Origin of the sequence: Enterobacter cloacae complex sp. GF14B (assembly GCF_004136805.1) — a bacterium.
Lineage (GTDB): Bacteria > Pseudomonadota > Gammaproteobacteria > Enterobacterales > Enterobacteriaceae > Enterobacter > Enterobacter hormaechei_C.
The window spans coordinates 1-1179 of sequence record NZ_QFRV01000294.1; the positions used below are offsets into that span (position 1 = coordinate 1).

The following is a 1179-nucleotide window of genomic DNA, read 5'->3' on the forward strand; positions in this document are numbered from 1 at the left end:
AGAAGAGATTAGGGCAAACAAACAAGGAAAAATGTACATGGATTGAAACGGAACTCAATATTTACAGGTCGAAAACCCTGACGTGATACACAAATGGGGATTATAAGTAAACACCATAATCCCAAATATGTTAGAAAATGAAGGACCACCAACTTTAGAATTCGAGGGATACGATCAAGTAGACTTGAAGAATTTGAAACGACTTAGTACGGATAATCCTAGGATCGGAGTCTAGTGTTGGGAGGATAGAAACATAAAAGATCTTATGTAGACTTCTCATGCCAAACCAAGACAATAAACGGCCATGAAGATCATTTATATCTTCAAGATCGTTATAACAACAACTTTGTTATGATGACTCTTGAGGAGGTAGAACAAACCAAATATCAAGGGTATTCCATCCAAGATTGGATGTTAGGACAAGTACCACAAACAATTCCCAGAGATGAACAACGTGAGCGATCATTTGAGAGTAATGTAAAGAAACCAGAAACCACCTCATCACGTAGAAAACCGGGTGACACTAAGGCCAGTCCAGGGCTACATGAGTCACTATTTCCAACAGACTAGTTTGAAGGACTCAGAAAAGGACGAACTCCCAAAAGACCTGGAGTTGAACCAAACAGACACGTCAGACCAGATGATTTTAAAAAATGAGTCAGAAAATACAGTGGATCATGGGATCCATACGACCACCTAGCAAGCTTTAAGCAAGTGCTAAGAGCAGAGCGTATATTCGATTTCCATACTCAATTCGAGGGGTTTGGAATGACATTAGAAGGAAAAGCATTGACATGGTTCCAAAACATTCCACCAAGGTCAATCATGGACTTGAACACATTAGCTCAAGGATTTGTAGCTGCTTGTTCCAAAATGGGGATCAAACATAATACGGTAGCTCAAATCTACAACTTTAAACAGAAACATGGTGAGTCTGTTAGGGATAGTGCAACTCGAATGAAACAATACATTGCCAGATGTCTAGAGCTGGAAATACCTGCAAAAGAACGACTTGTATCTTTGTTTCTGGAGGGACTGCTAAACAAATAACTTCATGCTATACTCTATAGTAAAAAGCATACAACCCTAGAAGCGTGTGTGTCTGATGTGATTGACCTAGGAGACAATTGCGAGATCTTCAAAGAAGAAGATGTCCCCAAGGATAACCAAAGCGAGAAG

At 39.7% G+C, this 1179-nt stretch carries 1 protein-coding gene; it reads left to right on the plus strand.

Annotated features, from left to right (window positions below; translation table 11 throughout):
* Nucleotides 1–768: 768 nt before the first annotated feature.
* Complete coding sequence (locus DD606_RS25315; protein ID WP_176691502.1) at nucleotides 769–1050, plus strand: hypothetical protein; 282 nt, start codon at nucleotides 769–771, stop codon at nucleotides 1048–1050.
* Nucleotides 1051–1179 lie beyond the last annotated feature (129 nt).

What these genes read in the sequence shown, in the direction of transcription:
- DD606_RS25315 (WP_176691502.1), top strand. Translation starts at nt 769, where the DNA reads ATGACATTAGAAGGAAAAGCATTGACATGGTTCCAAAACATTCCACCA.